Source organism: Streptomyces sp. NPDC127068 (assembly GCF_042724695.1).
Lineage (GTDB): Bacteria > Actinomycetota > Actinomycetes > Streptomycetales > Streptomycetaceae > Streptomyces.
Genome location: NZ_JBHXEN010000009.1, coordinates 141,387 through 160,834, shown reverse-complemented (window position 1 = coordinate 160,834; position 19,448 = coordinate 141,387). Strand labels below are relative to the sequence as shown.

Genomic DNA, 19,448 nt, shown 5'->3' with positions numbered 1-19,448 from the left:
CGCCGTCACCACCAGGGCCGGAAGGGCTTGTAGGGATTGCCTTAGAGACAGAGGCGCACCAGCTTGAGGGCTTCCAGGTGGATCAGCTCCTCGTAATTGACCTTGCGTTTGAGGGTCCGGTGGTGCACCGTCTTCGCCAGTTCGTCCCTGACCAGCGCGGCGACCTTCTTGCGACCGTCCTTACTGAGGGATGCCCTGCCCACTTCGGTCTCGAAGCCATTCGGCCTGAGGGGCTTGAAGGGTTCTGCCAGGTCGAGGGCCAGGGTGTTGCGCCGGCGGTCCGTGTCCGCGTGGAGGAAGCCGATGGCCGGGTGGAGCGGTGTGCTCCGCAGGGCGGTGAGAACCCTGGCGTAGACGATGGAGTTCAGGTAGCTGACGAAGGCGTTGCCCGCATTGGTGGGCGGGCGACGAGTTCGAACGTCCAGGCGCAGCCGCGAAGGAAGTTGGGTGTCCAGGAGCGCCCAGCCGGTACGACGAAAGTTGCCTTCCTGGCCCATGATCATGTCGCTGTCCGTGCAGTCGGGCAGTCGGGCAGGGCGGCGCGTAGGACTTCCAGTGCCGGGTCCAGGTGGTCCGTTTCGAGTGCCGCATGGTTGCCGTAGTGGTCCAACACGTGGATGGCCACACCGTTGCGACTGAGTAGCGACAAGGCCGAAGTATTGATGTCAACGCGGTCGAAGGCGACCAGGTCCCGGATGTCTGTGATGGGGATGCGGACGGGGCTGCTGTCGGGGCGTTCCACCCGCACGCTGTTGTCCTCGCGGCGGATGCGACAGGGTTCGGTCAGCCAGTAGGTACGGCCCACGGCGGCCATCAGGTGTCTCCCCAGCAGTAGTCAACGTATGAGCAGCCCCGGCACTCGCTCCGTTTGAGGCGGTCCGGGGGCCCGGCAGCGGCAAGAGTCGCCCGGGCCCGTCCCTCGGATTCCTCCGCCTCGCTGCGGGCGTCCGCGTCCCAGGGGACGTTGACCGTTCGGCGAATGAGCGGATAGTGGACCGTTCCGCCGCGCACCGCGACGCCGCGCCGCTCCAGGAGGAGGCAGTAGTGGCGGACCTGAGCCGCGTGTGCCGGGGACGAGGAGCGGGAGGACTTGGTTTCGTGGACGACCGCGCCGGCGGTGACCCAGTCGATCTTGGCCTCGCCGAGGTCCACGTCCCGTCGGCGGGTGAACGTGGTGGCATCCACGACCTCACCGAAGGCGACCAGGTCACTGCGCTGCTCGGGGCGGTACCCCTGTCCGTACAGCCAGAGTTGGCGCGGGCAGTGGTGCAAGTACTTGATGTGGACCCCGCCCACCGAGGCCGCGGGGTCAGGGACGGTCACAGGATGGTCTCCGGTTCGTCGGGGGGTCGTAGGCCCGTCTCCGGGTCGTACTCGGCCTTCGTCACCCGCACGCCCAAGCTCCGGTCGAGGTGTACGTCGTACTGCTTCAACTGGACGTAGCTCAGGGGGATGAGGAGGCCGGCGGCGCGTAGGGCGTGGCCGTCGGGGCCGGTGGTGAGGGTGCGGTACTTCTCGACGTCGTCCACGTGCAGGACTTCGACTCCGTCGAACTGTTCGTCCAACCGCCGTGCGAACTCGGTGCGGTCGTGGAAGGGGTCGGGGAAGGAGAGGAACGCGGCCGTGAACCCGTCGCGGGCACGACGGGCCCTCGCCCTCCAGCTGGCGCCCCACTCCGTGTCGTACGCGAGGGCGAGCAGCCGTTCGATGTCCTGTTCGCTGAGCGTGTCGGCGCCCTCTTCGGCCAGGGTGGTCAGGGCGAGCCAGGACGCGTTCACGGCACCCTTCTCGTAGGGAAGGTGACCCTCGGAGCGGTGGACGCGGAACTCGACGGGGCCGTCCGGGTGGAGTCCGCGGCGGTTGACGCGGCCGGCGCGCTGGGCGACGGCCTCGATGGGGGCGTTCTCCACCGCGCCCCGGTCGAAGTCGAGTTGGAGGGAGACCTCGACCGCTTGCGTGGCGACGGTGAGCCCGCCGCGGGCGCCGCGTTCGCCGGGCCGGCGTTCCGGGTGGCGTGCCAGCAAGCTGCGTTCGACGGCGTCACGGTCGCGGTGCTTGAAGCGGGAGTGGAGGAGCAGCGCCGGGTGGGGGTCGTCGGGGCTGGCCGCGGCCCGCGCGTCGGGGGCCAGCTCGCGGTAGAGGGAGCGGGCGGTGGCGACCGTGTTGACGACGGCGAGGACGCTGTGGCCCTGATGCAGCCAGGTGCGGAGGCGGTCGACGCCGGCCGGGGTGGTGAGGGGCTCGGGGTCGAGGGTCAGTCGGTGCCGGACGGGACTGGTGCCCCGAGGTGCTCGGCGGAGGGCGACCGGGTGGGTCAGGCTTTCGTCGATGACTTCGGTGAGTGGTGGGGCGAGAGTGGCGGAGAGGACGGCGACCCGGCTGCCGAGCCGTTCCCACAGGCCCATGGACGCGCAGAGCCGGCCGAAGGTCTCCGGTTCGTAGGCGTGGAGTTCGTCCAGGACGAAGACGGAGTTGGCCTGTTCGAGGAGGGCCGAGGAGTGGGTGGGGCCGGCGATGGCTCCGCGCAGGAGTTGGTGGGGCGTGGCGACGCGCACCCGTTGGGTGAACAGGCGCATGGCCCCGGCGCGGGCCCGGGCCTGGCGGGCCATCGCGGCGGTCGGGGCGGACGGAGCAAGCGGGTCGCAGTCCTCGGCGGCCTCCAGGAGGAGGGTGTGGGCGACGGTGCCGTGCAGGAGCCCGATGTCCGGGGTGTCCTCGCCGGGCGCGGGTACGAGGTCGGCGGCGAGTCTGCGGCGGGCGGCGTTGAGCGAGACGCGGTACGGGAGGGCCCACACCAGGCGGGGCAGTCCGGGCATGTCGACGATCTGCCGGGCGGCCCAGGCCAGTCCCGCTTCCGTCTTGCCGCTGCCGGTCGGGGCGATGAGGACGAGGTGCCCGTCCACGTCCGCGGCGTCCCGCTGGTGCGGGTGGGGCGGGTACGGGAGGCGGTCGAAGTAGTCGGCGGGGAGCGGCATGTGGGTCTGGAGGTCCACGTGGGCGGAACCGGCGTGGTCGGCGAGGGTGAGTGCACCCTGTGCGAGCACGGCGAGCAGCCCGCGGTCCGGCGGGACCTGCCGGCGCCAGGTGTCGAGGAGGGTGGCGAGGAGGCGGCGGGCGCGTTCGGCCAGCGGTGTGCCGTCGTCGTGCGGCGGGTCCACGGCCAGCGCGCCGGACAGCCAGGCGGTCAGCTCCCGGTGCAGCCGTCGGGTGACCTGGACGAGTTCGCCGTCCGGGCCGGGCGTGCGACCGAAGGCGTGCTCCCAGCGGGTTCCGGCGTTGTACGTCTGCGCCAGGCTGGGTTTGGCCCCGGTCCCCGCTACGGGTCCGCCGGACGCGGAGTGCAGGGCGCGGTGGTGGGTGGCGACCAGCGTGGCGACCATGAGGCGGTCGTCGTCCGTCCAGTCGCCGGCCGCGGCCATCAGGTCCACGTACGCCAGTGACAGCACCTCGTGCCGCTCGCCCCAGGGCGGCTCGCCGGGCAGCAACTGGCGTTGGAACCCCTCGGCGACCTTCCCCGTGTCGTGCAGGAGGGCCGCCCGACGCACCCGCGACCAGAACGCCGGTTCCGTGGCCAGGACACCGGCGTTCGCGATCCGTGCCTCGATCTGCGCGACGGTGTCGTGGACGGTACGGGAGTGGGTGGTGAGGCGTTCCGGGTCCCGTACCGGGGCGGACTTGGCGCGGACGTCCCGTAGGCCCCGGGCCGTCGAAGTACCTTGCCCTCGGGCCCCGTTCACGGCTCCAGTAGCCACACGGCCTGCCCGGTGTCGTCCTGGTGGGCGCCCCGCACGGGTTGCGCACCGGTGGACGTCTCGCACCACAGGTAGTCGGCCCAACGCGTGGTCAACCGGTCCGTCGACGTGCTCGCCGCGAGCAGGTGCGCGTTCGCGGACGGCACCCGGTGCGCGTCGGACGGCGCCAGGGCGTGATCCACTACGGCGCGCTCGGCGGGGCGCAGGGTGATGCGGCGGAGCTTCAGCGGGTGGACGACGTCCTGCGAGCGGCCGAGGCGCAGTGGCCAGCGGGGGCGGCGCAGGGCACGCGCGATGCGGTCGCCGTCCGCGCCGGGCAGCCACAGCGTGAGGTGGACGTCGGTCAGGAACGGGCGGTCCCTGATCGTCATGCCGCCCTTGCCGGGGCGCACCCGACCGGAGACGGCCGGGTTGCGACCGTCGGCGGCGATGGGGTGGTACGTCTCCGCGTCCACCCCGCTGCCACCGGCCCGGGCCGCCATGCCGAACGCCAAGGACTCGGCGGGCCGGCCCGTCGCCGCGGCCAGCAGTCCCCGCACCGTGGAGGGCGGCGGGAGCGGCAGGCATCGGCTGACCCCGGGGAACAGTGGGTCGCGGAAGGAGGCGACGGGGGCCCAGAACTCGGCCCGCCACACCGCCTGGGACTCTCGGTGCACCGGGCTCACCGGGCCGGGTCGTCGAACCAGCCGTCGAGCCGGCCCCCACGGAGGTCGCTGGCCAGCTCGCGCAGGGCGGTGCGGGGGTGCGCGAGGGTGATCGTCTCGTTCGCGATCTCCTCCGCGCACGCCTTCTCGAAGTCGGCGCGCAGGTCGTCGCGGAAGCCGGGTCGCCAGCCGATCCGTACGGGGGCCTGCCACTCCCCCGCCCAGGCGTCGAGTTCCTGCCGCAGCACGTCCCCGCGCACGCGCAGCCCCGCGCCCTCCTCGCCGTCGATGCAGTGGGCCAGCGGGTTGATGCCGCCGTTGAACGGAACCATGACGATCAGCGCGGGCACCCGGTCCCCGTAGTGGAGGGCCTGCTTCGCGCCGCCGCTGAGGTGGGCCAGGGCCTCCAGCAGCAGGGCGGCACGGTTGCGGCGCTCCTCGATCGGCAGCCGGACGGCGGGCTGGTCCCGGAAGGTGGTCGCGGTGGCCCCGGCCTGGATCGCCTCGCTCGTGAGGAGCGCCTGCTCGGCGGTCAGGTAGTTCGGGCGGCCGACGCCGTTGGTGTCGGGCATCGTGAACGTGCCGATCCGCGGCAGGTCCAGCAGGAACGGTGCGGCCAGGTCGGCGGTATAGAACTCGTGACCGTGCAGGACGGGCTCCGGGACCCCGCGGGACATCACCCCGAAGTCCTCCGTCGGGTACACCGGCTCCACCGACATCAGGGTGCCCAGCAGGAACGGACTGTCCCGCAGGGTCGTCGCCGCGTCGTCCTTCTTCGCGCCCGCGCGCATGTACCCGAAGAGGTCGTCATCGGCGTAACGGACGGGGTCCGCCTCCGTGTTGGCCTTCTGCGCCTTGTTCTGCGCCTTGCCGACCCGGGTGACCGGCGACGGCACGGCACCCAGCTCCACCATCCCGTCGCGCAGCCAGCGGCGCGCCGCCTGTGCCGACACGTACGGGTACCGCTTGCCCCTGATCCGGGCCAGCTTCACCCGGGCCTTGGTGTCCTCGCCCTTGCCGTTGTTCGGCGCGCCCGCCTCGACCGCGAGCACCATCTTCCCCGCCAGATACGCCATTACGCGGGCCCCATCTCTTCCTCTTCGTCTTCGTACTCTTCGGCGCGCTGGTGGTTCGACTGCTCCAGCAGCGCTTCCGTCCGCTGCCGCTCCTCCGGGTCCACGGGGGTGTCGTTCACCGTCACTCCGCGTTCCTGGAGCAGTTGGACGACCGTCGCGGACAGCAGCATGCGCAGTTCCCAAGTCCGGGGGCGCCGCTGGATCAGTGGGCTCCAGTCCTCGGGCCCAGACGGCGCCGGTCGTCCGTCCAGCATCAACCGGTACTGCGCCTGGGTGAGCAGCACGCCGAGTTGGTAGTCGTTCAGCGCGGCATTGCGGTACTCCGCGAACCGGCCCCTGGGGCTGCCGCTCCCGTGCTCGATCCAGTCCGCGATCAGCGTCGCGACGGGCTTGAGGTCGGGTGTCATCCCCAGGATCTCCTCGGCGTAGGTGAACGCGAGCCGGGTCAGTGCGGCGCGGTCCTCCGCGCACCAGCGACGGTCCGACCCGCTCAACAGTTCGTGGACCTGGCCGAGGAACGAGCGGCTACGCCCGTCCTCCGCCTCGAACAACAGTCGCGCCGCTTCGTCGGGCCCCCGCGCCACGAGCTGGCCGGTGCGGTCCACGCGGGTGAGCCCGATCTCCAGCAGGCGCCAGCCGCGGCGGAGCACCGCGTTCCCGTCCACCTTCCCCAGGAACGCGGGCACCGCGCGACGCGTACGGGTCACCCGCAGCCACGGTTCTTGGTTGTCGTTCTTGAACGACCACAAGGTGGACGCGGCGAAGTCCCCGTCCCGGACTGCCCTGAGCGCGCGTACGGCGACGAGTTCGGAACGTGTCCCGGCGGGCATCCGCTCGAACCCGAGGTGGGTCACCCGCCGGGCCCGCAACACGTTCTGCGCTACGAAGTCCCGCTCGGCGTCCTCGTTCTCGCAGGTCAGCACCGTTGCCGAGCCGGCCGTGAGCCAGGCGCCGTACGGCAGCGCCCACATCGCGACGCGGCAGCCCCGGCAGACCGGCCAGCCGGGGACGCCCGGCGGGAGGGTGTTCAGCGCACGGTCCGTGTCGTACAGGGGCAGGGTCGACTTCGTCCACACGACGGTGGTCCGCGTCCCGCAGAACGTGCAGGGGCGGAGGGTCGCCGCGGCCTGGACGGGCTCCGTCTCCGGTTCGCGGTCCGGGCGGAAGAGCAGGGCGATGTCCGGACGCAGGACCGTCGATTCCTTGGGGCGTTTGCTGTGCGTGGCCTTGGAGTTCGGGTACAGCGCGAACAGGACCTTCCACCAGTCGTACGCGGCCGTGTCCTTCGCTGCGGTCGCGGCTGCTACGACGTCCTCCACGATCACCGCGGCGACGGTGTCGAGGTCGGTGACGGTGACCTCGTCCGGTCGGGCCCGACCCGCGAGGACGGCCACGGCCCAGGCTCCGCCCCGTTGGAGCGGGTGGCGCGTGGCGATCACGGGTCGTTCCGGGGCCGCGGTGGCGACGTTCACTTGATCCACCCGAAGCCCTGCACGGTGTCCAGCCCGAGGCCCCAGGACCGCAGCGCCTCAACGAAGCGCCCGTCCGCTTCCATGGCCACGCGTACCTGGGCCCCGATTCGGGGCGCGCCCCGTACGGTGAACCTACGCCGGGGCCCGGCTTCCACTACGTGCAGGTCGGCGGGTGCGGGCAAGCCCAGCAGGTCGGCCTTGTGGGTGAGGTTGTGGTGGAGTCGGTCCAGGTAGTGCGGGTCGCCCGGGAGCACGTACCGGCTGTCGTGCTTCACGATCACCGGGGTGAGCGTCGCCAGTTCGACCATTCCGGAGGTGGGCGGGACCGCCACGTCCAGCGCGACGCCCCGCACTCGTAACCTGGCGGCGCCCCAACGGATTTCGGTGCGCGTCGAGAGTGCGGCGACGAGCGCGGAGGCGATCCGTGGTTCCGGCGACCCGAACCACAGGGAGCCGTCGGCGGAGGTCGTGTACACGCCTTTGGTCCGGCGCGCGCCTCGGAACTGTGGGCTCGTCGCGCCCAACGGCTTGAGCGACTGTCCCTTCCAGCCCTCGTCGTGGAGCGTTCTCGCCAGGTCGGCGTCGTGGCTGCTCAGCAACTCGTACACCACGCCTCTCGCGGGTCCGTGCACGTCGTCCCACGACAGGCTCGGTACGTCCGCTTCCACGTCAACTCTGACGCGCATGCTCCCCCAACTCGATTGGGTCCGCTGGCTGTTACTACCTCGACTGACGGCACCTGGTGGTGTTCACGGGCCCGCCGCCGACCGGCAACGAGAACGTTAGTGACGCTTGGGCGTTCAGGGCGCCAATACTCATAAAATCCGATGCGGGGTGCTCTGGTTTGGTAGTGGGGAGCTGCGGGGCGCGCGGTCGCGACGGCTGCTCTCCGGCCGGGCGGCGCCGTAGGGTGGTGTGTGCGCGGGTGCTCTCGTCCGTGCGGAGTCGGTACGTGAGCACGCGTTTGACCTGCGGCGATGCAGTACCGGCGGATCGCTGCAAAATTCGCCGCCTGGGTCCGCTGTTTGACGGCTCCGAGCTGGGACTTTACCTTCGGGTCGTCATCAGCCCTGGAGGGCTCGCAACCTGGGCTCCGAGACCTCCCAAGTGATGCTGATTCGGTCGTCATCAGCCCTGGAGGGCTCGCAACATGCGGCAGATCCAGCACTGCCAGCCGAGGGTGCCGTCGTCATCAGCCCTGGAGGGCTCGCAACCTGCTATCCCAGGCGGTAAGGAAGTTCTTGGCGTACTGGTCGTCATCAGCCCTGGAGGGTTCGCAACCGGCTCATCCGCGTGCACCGGGCCGCCGCCGAGCAGGTCGTCATCAGCCCTGGAGGGTTCGCAACGGGCGTACCTGAGGCGGGGTATGGGCCGGCTGCCCGTCGTCATCAGCCCTGGAGTTCGCAACGCCAGCGCGACTTGCGTTCCCGCGAGGGACGATTGGGTGTCGTCATCAGCCCTGGAGGGTTCGCAACCGCCCGGCGACCGACTGCCCAGCACCCGAGACGTGTGTCGTCATCAGCCCTGGAGGGTTGACTTCGCCGCCTTACCGTCCAGCGCGAACCACACCGACTTGTCCAGCGGGGACAGCCCGCCGTGCACTGAGACGCCCCAGCGGTCAGCCATCGCCTCCACCAGCATCAGCCCACGCCCATGCTCGTCAGCGTCTTCCGGGAAGGAACGCGGCGCGGGCGGACGACTGCCCGGTTCGCGGTCCGTCACGCGGACGGTGACGGAATCGGCGCCCACTGTCGCGTCCACCGTCACCAGCGCGGCCCTCGTGTGCTGGAACACGTTGGTCACCACCTCGGAGACCAGCAACCGCGCCCGATCCGTCAGATCCTCGTGCCCCGACGCGACGAGCAGCAGGGCGACCAGATCTCTGGCGAGCTTCGGGGTCGTCCCCACATTGGGCGCGGTGAACCGGTAGCTGTGACCGGGGAATCCGGGGTGCACTTCGGGCATGAGCCTCTCCTGAGCGCAGCAACTTGGGTATCTCAAAGGGCCCTTCGTGATCCGGAACGCACCCTGAGCGACACCACGGAACGTAGGGCACACTAATGAGACGTTGCAATAGTGAGCCCTCGATTGCCCCCGAAGGAGGGATACGGGCAGAGTGTGGGTCGGGGGGACGACCGACGCGGGAGAAGAGGGAACAGTGCCGCCCAGAGGCCAGCCCACGGCACGTCAGGTGCGCATCGGAGCCGAGCTGAGGAAGATGCGGGAGGCATCGGGCTTGACCAGCGCTGAGGCCGCCGCCAGCCTGGGTTGGGAGCGCCCGAGAGTTAGCCACGTCGAGTCCGGTCGGCACGGTGTGAGCGGTGAACGCGTACGCCACCTGGCCACGCACTACTTGGTGGATGACACCGACTACGTGGACGCGCTCGCCGCCATGGCCGATGACCGCACCAGAGGCTGGTGGACGGCCTATCGTCATGAGTTGCCGAGCGGCGCGCTCGATCTGGCCGAGTTCGAACACCACGCCGTGGAATTGCGCTTGGTTGAGCTGCTGATCGTCCCTGGCCTGCTCCAGACCGAGGAGTATGCGTACGCGGTCTTCAAGGGCGCAGTCACACAGCGGCCTTCGCAACAGATCGACACCGCAGTACGCCACCGGATGGAACGAAAGGCCGTTCTGGACCGGCCCGAACCTCCTGGTGTCGAGGTGATACTGCACGAGTCGGCACTACGCATTCGATACGGCGACGGCGAGGTGATGCGCAATCAGCTCACGTCACTCCTGGAGTTCTCGCATCGGGAGAACGCCGCACTGCGCGTCGTACCGTTCACCGCACCAGGTGTGACCTCGTCCATCCAGCCGTTCACGTACGGTGGTGGACCGGTCCCGCAACTGGACACCGTCCAAGTGGATACTGCGTTCGCAGGCGTGTATCTGGACGCAAAAGCACAGCTCAGCAAGTACCGCGCACTGCTCTCCATGGTCCGCCAGGTGGCTCTCAGCGTTGACGAGTCCCGAACCCTGATCAGCAATGTCGCAAAGGAAGTCTGAGCAACCATGACACGTAACGAGATCCGCTGGCAGAAGTCCTCGTACAGCAGCGGTGGGGACGAGGGTCAGTGCCTGGAGATAGCCACCCGGGCCGACACCGTTCTCCTCCGCGAAAGCGACGCCCCCGGCACCGTAGTGACCACCACCCCCGCCAAGCTCCGCGCGTTCCTGCTGGGCGTCAAGGCGGGCGAGTTCGACCACCTCATCGACGAGGCGCCCACGGGGCAAAACCCGTAGCCCTACCCCACCGCACGGATGACATGCTGAGCCGGTGAACAAGGACAACGCCCAGCAGATCACCGTGGAGGTGGCCCCCGAGCTGGCGCTCTTCGTGCCGCACAAGCGGCGCCAGGGACCCACGGAGCTAGGGATCGACGGGACGTCCAGCCTCGGCCACGTGGTCGAGTCGCTGGGCGTCCCGCTGACCGAGGTCGGCTCGCTGGACGTCAACGGGGACACGGCGCCCACCGGCTACGTACCCCGGGACGGGGACCGCGTCCGCGTCACAGCGGTGGTCCGGCCGCAGCAGGTGCCCGGCGCGCCCTTGCGGTTCCTGCTGGACGTGCACCTGGGCACCCTGGCCCGGCGGATGCGCGTACTCGGCATCGACGTCGCGTACGAGGCGGTGGACATCGGTGACCCCGCGCTGGCGACCCGTTCCGCGGCGGAACGACGCGTGCTGCTGAGCCGGGACCGGGGGCTGTTGCGGCGCCGGGAGCTGTGGGCGGGGGCGTACATGTACAGCGACCAGCCCGATGAACAACTGCGCGACGTACTAGGCAGGTTCGCGCCCGAGTTGCGGCCCTGGACACGGTGCACGGCGTGCAACGGCACGTTGGTGAGCGCGTCCAAGGACGAGGTGGCCCACCGGGTCGAGGCCGGAACGCTGCGCACGCACGACGTGTTCGCCCGTTGCACGAGTTGCGGGAACGTGTATTGGCGGGGTGCCCACCACGACCAGTTGGAACACATGGTCGCCGATGTCCTCGCCGAGTTCGGTCCGGCGCGTTAGACAATCGAAGCGGACCCGCCAAGACCGGGGGCCGGTGCCCGTACCAGGTACGGGCACCGGCCCTCTGGGCCTCAGCGGCGCTTGGTGCCGCGTAGGTCGCCCTTGCCGCAGGCGATGCCGTCCCGGTCGGGGTCGAGTCGCTGCGGGTCGGTCTCGCCGTTGACCTTGAGCCGGCCGTAGTCGTGGCGGGCGAGCCAGTCGCAGCGGGCGGCGGTCGTGGCCTTGACCTGCGGCGGGTAGTCCGTCGGCACGCAGACGCCCGCGGCGCCGTAGTGGCGGTCGCAGCCGGAGACGGTCGGGCTGACGGGCTGGGACGCCCGCTTCTTCACCGGTTTCCGGGGCTTGGCCGACAGGTCGTCCGCGAAGTCCTGGACGTGCGGGGCCGGCGCCTCAGCCACACCAGCACCCTGGTCAGCGGCGCCGTGATGGCCGCCGTGGCCGCCCGATCCCGGGGAACCGGAGGCCGCCGGGCTCATCGCCGCGGGCCCGTCGAGGCGGACCCACTTCGCGACGGACGGCACGCCGTTCGCGTCGGTGGCGAAGAGCATGTACCAGCCGGGCGGGGCGAGGTTGGGGTTGCTGGTGACGTTGAGGTCGATGGTGTTGCCGTTGACGGTCAGGGGCAGGTCAACGAACCGTTGGTTGGGGTCGGAGGAGTGGGTGACCGCGGAGGGGCGGATGAGTTGCGCCTTGGTGATCGCGCGGTCGACGGTGATGCGTTGGGTGGAACCGTAGGTCCACTCGTTGTCGGCGACGGAGGTGATCGTGGGGCGGGGGCCCTTCATCAGGTAGGGCGGGGTGTAGATCGAGACGTTGTGGTTCCAGGTGTTGCTGCCCGGGTTGTCGCCGGTGGACATCACGCGTCCGTCGGGGAGCAGGAACGACGAGGAGTGGTAGCCGCGGGCCTCGGGGTCGGTGGCGACCTTGTCGAAGGTGCGGGTGACCGGGTCGAAGAGCGAGGAGGAGAAGACGGGGTCGGCCCGGTTGTGCAGGGAGCCGCCGGTCTCCATGACCTTGCCGTCGGGCAGCAGCACCGCGGACACGTACATCTTGCCCTCGTCGCCGGTCTGCGGGACCTGGCCGCCGCCGCGGTCGACGGTGCCCTGCGGGAGCGGGGGTCCGGCGGTGTAGCGGGGGTTGGGGTCCTTGAGGTCGATGATGTCGGTGAGGCGGTTGGCCTTGGGGTTGGTCTCGATGTTGCCGCCGCCGATGGTGAGGACCTTCTGGTCCTGGGCGGGCGGGAGCAGCACGCTGGCGGACTGGTCGCGTTCGTCCTTGCGTTGCAGGCCGGGCACGTCGGTGATGGTGTTGGCGTCGTAGTCGTAGACGGAGGCGCCGGTGCCGGGGGTGCCGTTGCCGAAGACGTGGCTGCCGGAGTAGAAGAGGCGGCCGTCCTGCATGAGGATCATGGACGGGTACAGGCCCCAGTAGCTCCAGGTCTGCTTGACCTGGTGGGTGGGCAGCCACCTGTTCTGGGCGGCGGAGAAGCGGTCGGCGGTGACGGAGCCGGTGGAGTCGTCGCGCAGTCCGCCGAAGGAGAGGACGTCACCGTTGCCCATGACGGTGGCGGACGGGTACCAGTGGCCGTCGTTCATGTCGTTGGTCTTGGTGTACGTCTCGGTGGCGGGGTCGAAGACGTACGAGTCGCGGTAGCCCTTGTAGCCGTGTGAGCCGTTGGCGGCGGGGTAGGACAGGTTGCCGCCCATGACCAGGACCTTGCCGTCGCGGAGTTGGACGTGGCCGGCGCAGAACATGTCCTTGGGGGTGGGGATGATCCGGTAGGAGCCGTTCGCGGGGTCGTAGATCGCGGAGGTGAAGGTGCCCGCGGCGAAGGCTTCTTCGCTGTTGCCGGAGCCGGCGATGAGCAGCACCTTGCCGTTGTGGAGGACGACGGCGTGGGCGGAGCGTACGGGGTTCTTGGTGGGGAGGACGTCCCAGCGGCCGTCGCGACACTCGGTGGGCGTGCCGGTGCACAGCGGGTCGGGCGGGTCGACGGCCACGGCGTGCATGGCGTAGTCGTCGGTGGTGACGGAGCCGACGCCGTAGACGGAGACGCCCCAGGTGATCTGGTCGGTGCCGGGCGGGATCGGCGGGGTGCGGACCTCGACCCGCTCGTAGGCGGGGGCGACGGGGAGGGTGCGCAGGTCGGTCCAGTACTGCCAGCCGCCGGTGGTGTCGCGGCGGAAGAGGGTGACCGCGGTGTCGGGGGTGGTCGACTTGTACCAGAGGCTGAGGTCGTACTGGGTGCCCGGTTGCACGGTCGGGGCGCAGGTCGGGTTCTCGGTGAGCATGGCCTTGCGGTCGCCGCTGACCCGGCGGCTGAGGGCGACCTTGACGGCGGCGGTGCCGGTGCGGGCGTCGGTGACCGTGTCGTAGGTGAAGTCGTTGTCGCCCCAGCCGGCCTTGGACCAGCAGTGGGGCAGTTCGGAGCCGCCGGGTCCTGCGGTCTCGAAGCCGGGGTTGGTGAGGAGGTTGGCGGCGGCGGCCGTCTGCGGGGTGGCGAGCAGGAGTCCGGCGACCATGGTGACCACGCCGAGGAGGGCGGTTCTTCGGCGTCGGACGGTACGGGCGCGTGGGGCGGGTCGGACCCGCGCCGGTATGAGGGTCATGGGCGTGCTCCTAGGTCGTGGTGCCGGTGCCCTTCGCGTGCGTCGGGCCGTCGGGGGCTTCCGTACGGCTGCCGGTGCCCCGGCGCGTACGGCGTCTGCGGGGCAGGTACACCAGGGTCTCCGTGCCGATGAAGCGCAGGACGAAGGTGGTGACGAGGGCCAGTGCGGTGGCGGGGACGACCGCCATGTCCCCCTGCTTGACGAGCAGGGCGATGAGGGGGATGCGCAGCACGAGGTCGGCGTTGGCGAGGAGTGCGAAGCGGGCGGTGCGGTCGGCCCAGTGGCGGTGGTGTCGGCGGTCGCGGAAGAGGAGGAGTTCGATGAGGAGGAAGTTCCAGGCGACGCCGGCTTGGTTGGCGAGGACCTCGGCGGTGAGGTAGTGGAGGCCCGCGGTGGTGAGGGCGTGCAGGGCGAGGAGGTTGGGGAGGAAGCCGGTGAGGCCGATCAGCCCGAAGACGATCATGCGGACGAGCGGGTCGGCGGTGCGCAGGGCGGGGAGGCGGGGCGGCGGGGCGGCGACCTCGCCGGGGACGGTGCCGTCGGCGGTCATCCGGTGCCTCCGGTGGTCTTGCGTATCTCGACCCGGGCGGGGCCCTCGCCGAAGACGGCGACGGGGGTGGAGTGTTGCAGGGCGTCCTTGACGGTGGGGAGGTCGACGGCGTCGCGTCGGACGGTGCGGGAGGAGACGACGTAGTCGACGTCGCGCCAGCCGCGGGGCAGCGTCTTGGTGACGGCGGGGTCGAGGTCGGCCTTGTAGAACCAGATGGCGCCGTCGCCGGGTCGGTAGCCGGCGTGGACGAGGTCGAGCCAGATGGCGTCGTCGACGAGGACGCGGGTGCGGGCGGGGTCGGGGACCCGCTGGGCCATCCAGCCGGCGGCCTGGCGGTAGGGCGCGCTCTCGTCGGAGGTGAGGGCGGTGCGGTTGCCGTCGTACCAGCGGGGCACCAGGTACGCCGTCGCGCCGAGGGCGAGGGCGGCGACGAGGCCGATGCGCAGTCCGCGGGGGAGGCGCTTCTCGTTGCTGCGCCGCCCGCGGCTGAGCAGGGCGTGGGTGATGCTGGCGGCGCTGCCGGCGAGGACCAGGGCGAGGAACGGCAGGGCCTGGACGACGTACATGGCGGGCAGGTAGCCGTCGGGGCGCAGGGCGACGAGGGCGAAGATGGCGACGGTGGCGGCGGGGCCGGCGAGGGCGCGGGCGGTGACCGACCAGCGGTAGGTGGCGAGCAGCAGCAGGGCGGCGGCGAGTCCGCCGAGGGGCAGGACCCGGTCGTAGTACAGCCAGTCCTGGAGGACGACGTGGGCGGCGGAGGAGGTGTCGAGGAGGAAGCCGGAGCCGGGGCGGCTCATCTGGTAGACGGCGCCGTCCCAGAGGGAGACGTGGTCGTCGCCGGGGAGGAGTTCGCCCTTGAGGAGGGCGTACAGGGGGTAGGTGAAGCCGATCAGGGCGCAGGAGGTGATGGCGCCGGTGAAGGCGAACTTGCGCGTGTCACGGTGGCTGAAGCGCCACATGGTGAACAGCAGCGCGGGCAGCACCAGGAGCATCGTCTCCTTGCTGAGGACGCCGATGGCGGCGGCGATCCCGGCGGCGAAGTGGTGCCAGAGGTGGCGGTGGGGGGAGGCCGCGAGGCAGAACGCGAGGAGCATCCACAGGACGGCGATGTTGTCGAGGAAGATCTGTCGCTGGAGGTTGACGGCGAGCGGGGAGAGCCCGAACAGGGCCATGGCGAGGCCGGCGGACCAGCGGGGCAGCCAGAGTCGGCGGGCGAGTACGTAGACGAGGACGGCGCTGATCGCGGCGACGATGAGCATCGCGAGGCGCATGATGCCGACGGTCATCGTCTCGGGCGCGAACTGGGCGGGGAGCCAGGTGAGCGCGGCGAGTTGCATCCAGCCGACGGGCGGGTGGTCGTACCAGTAGGTGTAGTGGGCGAGGCCGTCGCCCTGTTGCACGGCCCACGCCTGGGCGAGGTAGGTGCCCTCGTCGTCGCTGAAGGTGGGGTACGCGCCGATGTTCCAGCCCTGGACGGCGACGATCGCGGCGAGGAGCGTCCAGCACAGCGCGAGGTCGGTGGGGGAACTGCGGAAGCGGACGACGGGGCGGTGGGTGAGGGCGGGGCGGCGGCGCGCGCGGGGGCGTCCCGCGGGGACGGGGGAGGCGTCCACCGTGGGGAGGGTGGAGGTCACGCGGGGGCGTCCTTACGGGTCGGGGCGGCGGTGGGTGCGGCGGCGAGGTGGGCGCCGACGTGGCTGGTGAGTTCCCAGTCGTGGCGACCGCGTTGTTCGCGCCAGACGGCGCGGATCGCGGCGCCGGCGAGGAGCACCTGGTAGAAGGGTCCGCCGACGATGAGCTTGGCGTAGTGCGGCAGGCGCACCCGTAGCCCGTACTGCTTGCCGAAGTCGTGGAGTCCGACGACTTCGAAGACGAAGGTCACCAGGGCGGTGACGGCGGGCAGGAAGGAGAGGAAGGCGATGCCGACGGGCACGTCGAGGAGGAGGGCGACGGCCGCGTTGAGCGGGATGATCACGCCGGTGAACGCCTGGAGGAACGGGGTCATGAGGGTGTACCGGGCGAGGAGGCGTTGCCCGGCGGTGGGGAGCTGCTTCCAGTCCTTCTTGCGGTAGACCTGGAGGAAGCCCTGGTTCCAGCGGGTGCGCTGTTTCAGCAGGGACAGCAGGCTGCCGGGGGTCTCCTCGCGGGTGACCATGTCGGAGTCGTAGGCGACGACGACCTTCTTGCCGACGCTCGACAGGCGCACGCCGAGGTCGCAGTCCTCGGCGAGGCACTGGGGGTCCCAGCCGCCGGCTTCGCGCAGGACGTCGGTGCGGACGAAGACGGTGTTGCCGCCGAGGGGGATGAAGCCCTTCTGGGCGTGCAGGTGGAGCCGGGAGCGGAACCAGAAGAAGTACTCCAGGCAGTTGCGCAGGCTGTACCAGCTGGAGTGGAAGTTGATGAGTTGGACGCCGCCCTGGACAACGTCGGCGCCGGTGGAGCGGAAGGCGTGGTCGACGTGGGTGAGGAGGTCGGGGTGGACCTGGTCCTCCGCGTCGAAGACGCCGACGACGTCGCCCCGGCAGTGCGGGAGGGCGGTATTGAGGGCCTTGGGTTTGTTCTTGGCCTCGTGGGTGTCGACGACGACCTTGACGCGCGGGTCGCGGGCTTCGGCGTGGCGGGCGACCTCGGTGGTCTCCGGGTCGTCGTGGCCGACGATGACGACGATCTCGAAGTCGGTGTGCCCGGACTCCAGTAGGCGTTGGATGGTGTGGTCGAGCACGGCCTGTTCGTGGCGGGCGGGGAGCAGCAGGGAGAACGACAGGGCGCCGCCGCCCTCGGGGTCGGCGAAGCGGGTGGCGGCCAGCGTCTCGGGCGTCCGCCATGCGTGCATCTGCCACCAGAGCGTGAACGCCGCCATCCAGAAGAGCGCCAGCGACACGGTGGCGATGAAGACAGACGTGAGCAACAGATCCCCCGAGATCCCCCTCGGCGCACGACACTTCGTCGCGCCCCCCACCGATATGGAGAGACTAAGAGGGTTATATGAAGTTGGGGTGCTCAGTCGATAAATGGCCTGTTTCGCATCGCACGTTCGAGCGAGTCGACGTTTCGGGTACGGACGGCGGCGTTCCGGGTCACGGCAGGGGAGAAAGCGCGTTCACCGAACGGCCCCGGGACGGCCGCCCGGGAGCGATTTCGACTCATCAAGTTGACTTGATATCGGTGCCGTTGAGGTCCACACGGACTCCCAGGGCGACCCGGAACCCGTCCAGGTCGGTGGTGGGGGCGTCACAGGTGAAGTTGCGGCAGATGTAGGCGGTGGTCCGCCCGTCGCGTAGCAAGCGGTCGGCTAGCAACGGGAGTTCGACGCCACTCGCGCCACTTCCCTTACCGTCAGCGGCCGTTGGGGTGGACTCTGCGGGGGCGCCGACCGCGATGACCGCACCGGGGGCGGTGGAGAGCAGCGCCGCCCGGTGGAACGCCCGACGGGCCGGGTCGTCCTCGGCACCGACGACGGCCACCTCGCGCGGGCCGTCCAGCGCGGCTTCGGCGACGGCGAGGCCCCAACCGATGAACCGGGGCACCCGCGGGCCGAGGGCCGACACCACGCCGAGGGCGCGCAGCGCGGCGGTGCGGTGGGGTTCGGAGCCGGTCTGCGCGGCGTAGGACAGCAGGGCGCCGGCGGCGGCGGTCCAACCGGAGGGGGTGGCGTTGTCGGTGGGGTCCTGGGGGCGGCGGATCAGCCGTTCGGCGTCGGAGGCGGTGTCGTAGAGCGCCCCGTCCTCCTCGTCGGTGAACCGGGCCAGCACGTGGTCGAGGAGGAACCCGGCGAAGTCGAGCCACACGCCTTCGCCGGTCACCGAGGCCAGGGCGAGGAAGCCCTCGGCGACGTCGGCGTAGTCCTCCAGCACACCGGCGTTCGTGCCGGCGCGGCCGTCGCGGGAGGTGCGGGCGAGCCGGGCGGAGTCGTCGAGGTGGAGGCGGACGAGGAGGTCCGCGGCGCTGACGGCGGCCTCGACCAGGTCGGGCCGGTCGAAGTAGGCGCCGGTCTCGGCGAGGGCGGCGATGGCGAGGCCGTTCCAGGCGGCCACCACCTTGTCGTCACGGCCCGGCGCGGGCCGCTCGGCGCGCGCGTCGAACAGCCGCTGCCGCACGGACGCGACCCGCTCGGCGTCGAACATGCCGTCGCTCAGGGGGAGTTGCAGTACCGAGGCGCCCTCGCCGCCCTCCGGGAAGGTGCCCTCTTCGCTCACCCCGTAGTGGGCGGCGGCGAGTTCGGCGTCCGCCTCGCCCAGGACCTCGCGCAGCTGCTCCCGGGTCCACACGTAGTAGGCGCCCTCGCTGGAGCGCCCGTCGGGGCCCTCGCTGTCGGCGTCGAGGGCGGAGGCGAAGGCGCCCTGCTCGGTGCGGAGTTCGCGCATCATGAAGTCGGCGGTCTCCAGGGCGACCCGGCGGGCCAGCTCGGAGCCGGTGGTCCGCCACAGGTGCGCGTACGCGCGGCACAGCAGGGCGTTGTCGTAGAGCATCTTCTCGAAGTGCGGCACGACCCACTCGCGGTCCACCGAGTAGCGCGCGAAGCCGCCGCCCAGCTGGTCGTAGATCCCGCCCCGGGCCATTCGCTCGCAGGTGTCGGCGGCCATCTGCAAGGCGCCCTCGGAGCCGGTGCGGGCGTGGTGGCGCAGCAGGAACTCGATCACCATGGACGGCGGGAACTTCGGCGCCCCGCCGAAGCCGCCGTGCTTCGCGTCGTACTCGCGGGTGAGCCCCAACAGGGCCTGGGACAGTTCCTGTTCGCCCGGCGCCTGACCGGACCCGTGCCCGATGTGGCGCTCCCCCAGCTCCCGGGTGATCTTCGCGGCGACCTCGGCGACCTCGCCCCGGCGGCCCTGCCACGCCTGGTTGACCCCGTCGAGCACTTGCTGGAAGGAGGGCGAGCCGTGCCGCGGCTCGGGCGGGAAGTAGGTGCCGAAGTAGAACGGCTCGGCGTCCGGCGTCAGGAACACGGTCATCGGCCAGCCGCCCTGGCCGGTCGCGGCCTGCACGGCCTCCATGTACACGGCGTCGACGTCCGGTCGCTCCTCGCGGTCGACCTTCACGCTCACGAAGTAGCGGTTCAGGATCGCGGCGGTGGCGTGGTCCTCGAACGATTCGTGTGCCATGACGTGGCACCAGTAAATTAGTAGAAGCATAAGTGACAGGACGCATAGCCCACACTCAAGAGGATGGGCACGTCCCGTCGCTTAGCTTCATTCATCGCCTCCTCTCCCCATGGCCACCAATCCACTGGGTTGGAGGCGTGCTGGAGTAGGTAGGGCGACTGCTCGTTAGCCAGTCGGTTCATACCCGCATCGTCGCACGATCCACAGCCTCCGGCCCAGGA

14 protein-coding genes, 4 pseudogenes and 1 CRISPR repeat array are annotated in these 19,448 nt (G+C 70.6%); of the genes and pseudogenes, 4 read left to right on the top strand and 14 right to left on the bottom strand.

Going from position 1 to position 19,448, the window contains the following annotated elements; genetic code table 11:
- Positions 1 to 41 precede the first annotated feature (41 nt).
- The 9 genes and pseudogenes from cas1 to ACFWIA_RS08200 form a co-directional block, all read right to left on the bottom strand.
- The gene (cas1, locus tag ACFWIA_RS08240; RefSeq protein WP_387001612.1) at positions 42 to 503 is read right to left on the bottom strand and encodes a CRISPR-associated endonuclease Cas1; all 462 of its coding nucleotides are present in this window, start codon (positions 501 to 503) and stop codon (positions 42 to 44) included.
- A complete protein-coding gene (locus ACFWIA_RS08235) occupies positions 500 to 814 on the bottom strand; it encodes a CRISPR-associated endonuclease Cas1 (protein ID WP_387001610.1) in 315 nt (104 codons plus the stop codon). The genes cas1 and ACFWIA_RS08235 overlap by 4 nt, the downstream gene beginning before the upstream one ends.
- Positions 814 to 1,323 (bottom strand): CRISPR-associated protein Cas4, encoded by a 510-nt coding sequence (locus ACFWIA_RS08230; RefSeq protein WP_387001608.1) that lies wholly within the window; start codon positions 1,321 to 1,323, stop codon positions 814 to 816. Before ACFWIA_RS08230 ends, ACFWIA_RS08235 begins: the two co-directional genes overlap by 1 nt.
- Entirely contained in the window at positions 1,320 to 3,737 is a 2,418-nt protein-coding gene (gene cas3 / locus ACFWIA_RS08225; protein WP_387001606.1) for a CRISPR-associated helicase Cas3', read from the bottom strand. Before cas3 ends, ACFWIA_RS08230 begins: the two co-directional genes overlap by 4 nt.
- Positions 3,734 to 4,408: a CRISPR-associated protein Cas5 gene (cas5, locus tag ACFWIA_RS08220; RefSeq protein ID WP_387001604.1), complete on the bottom strand. Its 675-nt coding sequence runs from the start codon at positions 4,406 to 4,408 to the stop codon at positions 3,734 to 3,736. The genes cas3 and cas5 overlap by 4 nt, the downstream gene beginning before the upstream one ends.
- Positions 4,409 to 4,413: 5 nt before the next feature.
- The gene (gene cas7i / locus ACFWIA_RS08215; RefSeq protein WP_387001602.1) at positions 4,414 to 5,472 is read right to left on the bottom strand and encodes a type I-B CRISPR-associated protein Cas7/Cst2/DevR; all 1,059 of its coding nucleotides are present in this window, start codon (positions 5,470 to 5,472) and stop codon (positions 4,414 to 4,416) included.
- Positions 5,472 to 6,944, bottom strand: a complete 1,473-nt coding sequence (locus ACFWIA_RS08210; protein ID WP_387001600.1) for a hypothetical protein — start codon at positions 6,942 to 6,944, stop codon at positions 5,472 to 5,474. The genes cas7i and ACFWIA_RS08210 overlap by 1 nt, the downstream gene beginning before the upstream one ends.
- Positions 6,941 to 7,630, bottom strand: a complete 690-nt coding sequence (gene cas6, locus ACFWIA_RS08205; RefSeq protein WP_387001598.1) for a CRISPR-associated endoribonuclease Cas6 — start codon at positions 7,628 to 7,630, stop codon at positions 6,941 to 6,943. Before cas6 ends, ACFWIA_RS08210 begins: the two co-directional genes overlap by 4 nt.
- Positions 7,631 to 8,001: 371 nt before the next feature.
- A CRISPR array of direct repeats spans positions 8,002 to 8,476; the repeat unit is 21 nt; unit sequence GTCGTCATCAGCCCTGGAGGG.
- A gap of 76 nt (positions 8,477 to 8,552) precedes the next feature.
- A pseudogene (locus ACFWIA_RS08200) lies at positions 8,553 to 8,909 on the bottom strand (ATP-binding protein); the annotation flags it as partial.
- Positions 8,910 to 9,060: 151 nt separating this feature from the next.
- On the opposite strand from ACFWIA_RS08200, the pseudogene ACFWIA_RS08195 reads away from it, so the two are divergent.
- The 4 genes and pseudogenes from ACFWIA_RS08195 to ACFWIA_RS08180 all read left to right on the top strand — a co-directional run.
- A pseudogene (locus ACFWIA_RS08195) lies at positions 9,061 to 9,300 on the top strand (helix-turn-helix domain-containing protein); the annotation flags it as partial.
- Positions 9,301 to 9,954 (top strand): DUF5753 domain-containing protein, encoded by a 654-nt coding sequence (locus tag ACFWIA_RS08190; RefSeq protein ID WP_387001642.1) that lies wholly within the window; start codon positions 9,301 to 9,303, stop codon positions 9,952 to 9,954.
- A gap of 6 nt (positions 9,955 to 9,960) precedes the next feature.
- Positions 9,961 to 10,191 (top strand): DUF397 domain-containing protein, encoded by a 231-nt coding sequence (locus ACFWIA_RS08185; RefSeq protein ID WP_387001596.1) that lies wholly within the window; start codon positions 9,961 to 9,963, stop codon positions 10,189 to 10,191.
- 34 nt (positions 10,192 to 10,225) lie between these two features.
- Positions 10,226 to 10,966 carry a Mut7-C RNAse domain-containing protein gene (locus ACFWIA_RS08180; protein WP_387001594.1) on the top strand — a complete coding sequence of 247 codons (741 nt, stop codon included), beginning with the start codon at positions 10,226 to 10,228 and terminating at the stop codon, positions 10,964 to 10,966.
- Positions 10,967 to 11,037: 71 nt separating this feature from the next.
- Here the strand turns inward: ACFWIA_RS08180 and ACFWIA_RS08175 are convergent, their stop codons facing one another.
- The 5 genes and pseudogenes from ACFWIA_RS08175 to ACFWIA_RS08155 form a co-directional block, all read right to left on the bottom strand.
- On the bottom strand, positions 11,038 to 13,488 hold the full coding sequence (locus tag ACFWIA_RS08175) for a galactose oxidase-like domain-containing protein (protein WP_387001640.1): 2,451 nt from the start codon (positions 13,486 to 13,488) through the stop codon (positions 11,038 to 11,040).
- Between the two features lie 97 nt (positions 13,489 to 13,585).
- A pseudogene (locus tag ACFWIA_RS08170) lies at positions 13,586 to 14,074 on the bottom strand (GtrA family protein); the annotation flags it as partial.
- Positions 14,075 to 14,121: 47 nt separating this feature from the next.
- Positions 14,122 to 15,759 carry an ArnT family glycosyltransferase gene (locus tag ACFWIA_RS08165; RefSeq protein WP_387001592.1) on the bottom strand — a complete coding sequence of 546 codons (1,638 nt, stop codon included), beginning with the start codon at positions 15,757 to 15,759 and terminating at the stop codon, positions 14,122 to 14,124.
- Complete coding sequence (locus ACFWIA_RS08160) at positions 15,756 to 17,033, bottom strand: glycosyltransferase (RefSeq protein ID WP_387001590.1); 1,278 nt, start codon at positions 17,031 to 17,033, stop codon at positions 15,756 to 15,758. The genes ACFWIA_RS08165 and ACFWIA_RS08160 overlap by 4 nt, the downstream gene beginning before the upstream one ends.
- A 238-nt stretch (positions 17,034 to 17,271) precedes the next feature.
- A pseudogene (locus ACFWIA_RS08155) lies at positions 17,272 to 19,409 on the bottom strand (thioredoxin domain-containing protein).
- Between the last annotated feature and the right edge of the window lie 39 nt (positions 19,410 to 19,448).